Consider the following 4,302-nt stretch of genomic DNA (forward strand, 5'->3'; position numbering starts at 1 on the left):
TTAAACTTTTTTATGAAGGCTACCAAGCGAAAGCGCGGTAGAAAAATCTGTGTCTATTTTCTTGACATAGTATCACTTTTAATCAGTTCTTGTGTCTCCTTTGCTAATCGTTCTCTTTCTTTTTCATCAACTCTAAAATATACTTTGCATGAATTTATATCTCCGTGTCTTAGAGCATTTTTTAATTTAAGCTGGTCATATTTTTCTACCACTACTTTGTACATGGCAAATCCATGCCTCAGCCTATGGTTTAAATTATCCTCTTTCTTTTTTTTATCTAAAACGATACCAGCCGTTATAAAGATATCTTTAATAATATTATTCCAACCTGTATTTGTAATAGGCGTACCATTTTTACTTATAAATACATATGAATTATGTTGAATATCTTTTCTTTCTGTTACTTTATCAGCAATATTTTTAAATTCCAAATTAGAAAGCACCTTACTTTTTCTTTTATCTTTTCTGAGATATTTTAAAGGGCTTCTTGAATCCTTATAATATTCATTAAGAATTTTCATATCTTCTTTATCAACTTCTACTATTTGATAACCATGATTTTTAGTATTGTACTCTTGAGAATTATAAGTCATCCTATTGAGTACAGAAATGCATCCCTTAGCCTTTTGGTAAGGCTTATCGGTTAATCTATTTCTTAAGGTTATTGTATTGCCTTTGAAGTCTATATCTTCTGTCGTTAAGCCAAGCACCTCCCCAATTCTTAAACCATATTTGTACATAAGAATAACTATTATTTCTTCCCTAACTGTATACATATCTTCTAACGTCTCTCTTATAATTAGATACTCTTTGTATGATATATATTTAGGGGTTTCCTTCTTAGTTAAAATTTTATGTGATACTTTATATTTTTCTTCTGTAGTGGTTTTCGTATGTGCTAAAAAACCATCACCAAATCCCTTACTTTTCCTAATTTTTATTGTTTCACTAAATACATTGGGTTCTATGTTTAAATAGTCAAAGTACTTTCTATACGCTGAATAATACTTATCTATTGTTGAATGTGATCTATTTGTTTTACTTATAAATGTTATACTATGACCTATTTTTTCCCCTCCTTTTAAAAATGCTTCTAACCTATTAATCTCTGTATCATCTATTTCTTTTAAATCGGTAATATAGAATAATTCCATAAAAGAGTAAAGTAACTTTAATGCAGTATAAGCCTGTTCTCTTTTTTTATAGTCAGCATTACCAATACATTTTTTATTCTCTGTATTATTTAGAAAGGTATAAACATCATTAATAATTCCTCCACCTGGATTAACCAAAAGGAAATATAAATAGTTATTAATTTCTCTTTTAAACCCTTCCACACTTACTAGGTATTCCTTATCGTTATCTATTATTCTTTTATAAGAAAGACCTGTTATACCTTTTATCTCTTCTATTCTTTCCACCTTTCTCCTCCTCCCTAACTAGACTATGTTTTATTCACAATAATTGGACATAATTCTAAGTTATCATAATTATTTTCTATTAGCAAAAAAATCACCAATATTTTTATATTGGTGATTTTTAATGGACAACTATTTAACTTATCATAATGCATATAAAAGTGCCTCTGTGCGCCCATCCATTTTTGTATTATTTTTGTCTAATATAACGGAACGAATTTGCTCTGCTATATCAATTCCACCTGGTTCTCTAGTAGAAATAACATCATACCCTTTTCGAGTAAACTCCTCCTGGATGATTCCTAATACAGTTGTCTTACCTGCACCCTCAGGTCCTTCAAACGTAATAAAATAACCTGCCACTTCTATTCAAGCCCCTTACATATCTAATATCTTTATATATTTTCCTTTCATATCTCCACCTTGGAAATGTGAACCAGCCTCAATATAGGTATTTAAGATCTCAATGTGACGATGAGTGATACGTTCACCTTCCATAAGGACTGGTATTCCAGGGGGATACGGTATAATCATTTCTCCGGAAATGTTTCCATGTGCATCTTGAAAGGAAACAACCTTTTTATTGTACCCTTTAATTTCATTATAGCAAAGGGCAAGGGTAGAAATTGTCTCCGTTTCATGATGTAAGTCGATAAAGTTCCTTTTAATTGATGAATACGTCTGTACAGCATTTCTTATTTTTAAGGTGGCCCCTTCTGCATCAAATGCCTTTGATAATGGCAACACAAGCAAGACATTGTTTGGGTCAGCCATTTCCGTAAAGAGGCCTTCTTCTTCAAAAGCACTTTGGAGTTCATATCCATTAAGCTTACATTGGGATTGCACTGTTAGCTTTAACAAATCTGTTTCGATATCTGGATTGGCTGAAGCGACGACTTTTATTTGTGGGATCTCCACTAGCCTTTGACTGAACGCTTGTATTTGTTTTATGTTTGTATTCGGGCCATTCTTTTTTTGTAATGCAAGATAATGCCTCGCAAGATCGAGCGATGCCATAATTGGATAGGATGGGCTGCTAGATTGCAGTATTTGAAGATATGTTTCTACCTCTTCATGATTAATAATATCACTATTCACATGTAGGAAAGATCCCATTGTCATCGCCGGAAGCGTCTTGTGTGCCGAATGCACCACAATGTCAGCCCCTAAAGATATTCCCGATGAGGGAAACCCTTCTAACAAAAAATGAGCACCGTGTGCTTCATCAATCAGAACTACCGCCCCTTTTTCGTGGGCAAAACAGATAATCTGAGATAGTTCAAATTGATTTACCATTCCATAATAGTTAGGACTGGTTAAAATAACAGCTTTTATCTTCGGAAACTTTCTAAATGCCTCTTTTACCGTCTTAAAGGAAATAAATGAGGCAACTTGAACTTCATCGTCATACGTTGGATGAGCAAAAACAGGCTGAACTCCTGCCATTTTTAGGCCGTTCAAAATGGACTTATGTGAATTTCTCTGAACTAATACAGTATCCTTGGGTGAACATGCTGCAAGGATCATTGCTAAATTTCCTACGGTAGAACCATTTACTAAAAAATAGCTTTTCTCCACTCCATATAAATCAGCTAATAATGCTTCACTTTCTAATATGGCACCTTCCGGACGATGTAGATCATCAAGACCTGTTAGTTCTGTCGCATCAATTTCTAACACTTTATGAAAATAGGAATATCCCTTATTCGTGAATACTTGTCCATATTTATGTCCTGGAACATGCATCGATTGAGGCTTTCTTCTCGCATGGCGATCAAGGGCATCAAACAATGGCGTTTGTTGTTGATTCATAATTATAGAGACCTTTCTTATGTAATTTACTTATTATAAAACAAAAAAGGGACCTATACCACTAGGTCCTAAGCAAGAACTTGGGATTGCCCCTAACGCAAAAGCCAATTCCAAGTTATCTGTTGTCATTACATGTGCCTAGCAAATTAGTTCTCACCTGCTTTACAAGCTTGCAAGACACATTAAAACTATGAATATATCTCAGGTGTCGAAACTTTTTTTAGCCGGTCTAAGTAAAATTGATACTTTGGATCATTTGTTTCCGTACGAATAATGTCTTGCTCACAATCCAAACAAATGAATCTTGTATAAAGGTGTATGCCTCTCTTTTTCTCTTGCTCACATATAATACACGTTTCCCCATAATGCTTCCTATTTTCTAGTGTACTCATTGCCTCCACCTCCATACTTCTTATTTTGTCCGGATGCACTAAAATGTATACACAATTATAAAAATAACGAACAGTTACAATTTATTTTATTTAGTAATCTATGAAGAAAGGGAGCTAGTTTGTGTATGTCTTAGTTTAAAAAATTTGAATTGCAATCTAAAAATGAGTTCTCCACTGACCCTGTTCAAATCCTATAAGAACGCGGTACGGATCAGTCCTTGGCTCATTTTCAGTATTTGTGGTTTAGGAACTCCTCATATTGACATTTACAATTATCATTACAATACTTACTGGTATGCATTTAACTAATTTTTTACAATTACGAACTTATTTTTCATGTTTGCTGGTTTGGATTTACCTAATTTTATCCAGTTGCGTACCTCTTTCTGGTGTTTGCTAGTTCGACTTCTCCTAATTTCGCCCAGTTGTGTACCTCTTTCTGTACATTTCTACTTTAAAACTGTCACGCATCAACCGCAAAACAAAAAAAGACCAACCGTAATGGTTGATCTTTCGTTTGCCTAGCGACGTCCTACTCTCACAAGGACAAAGTCCCAACTACCATTGCGCAAGAGCTTAACTTCCGTGTTCGGTGGTCGGCTGCCGATGAGCGGCAGATTTCTGCGTCAGCTGCGCTCACTCCAATCCTCATGTACATAGTACATTCCGGTTGTCGCTCC

3 protein-coding genes and 1 pseudogene are annotated in these 4,302 nt (G+C 34.4%); all 4 read right to left on the minus strand.

Features of this window, described 5'->3' with window-relative positions; all coding sequences use genetic code 11:
• Positions 1–53: 53 nt before the first annotated feature.
• Positions 54–1,421, minus strand: coding sequence for a tyrosine-type recombinase/integrase (locus ACR65M_RS26565; RefSeq protein ID WP_440274899.1), 1,368 nt, complete (start codon positions 1,419–1,421; stop codon positions 54–56).
• A gap of 147 nt (positions 1,422–1,568) precedes the next feature.
• Positions 1,569–1,781, minus strand: a pseudogene (locus ACR65M_RS26570) (dTMP kinase); the annotation flags it as partial.
• Between the two features lie 15 nt (positions 1,782–1,796).
• On the minus strand, positions 1,797–3,230 hold the full coding sequence (locus ACR65M_RS26575; RefSeq protein WP_440274900.1) for an aminotransferase class I/II-fold pyridoxal phosphate-dependent enzyme: 1,434 nt from the start codon (positions 3,228–3,230) through the stop codon (positions 1,797–1,799).
• A gap of 188 nt (positions 3,231–3,418) precedes the next feature.
• Entirely contained in the window at positions 3,419–3,622 is a 204-nt protein-coding gene (locus tag ACR65M_RS26580) for a sigma factor G inhibitor Gin (RefSeq protein WP_121449325.1), read from the minus strand.
• Positions 3,623–4,302: the final 680 nt, after the last annotated feature.

The organism is Ferdinandcohnia sp. SAFN-114 (assembly GCF_059415045.1).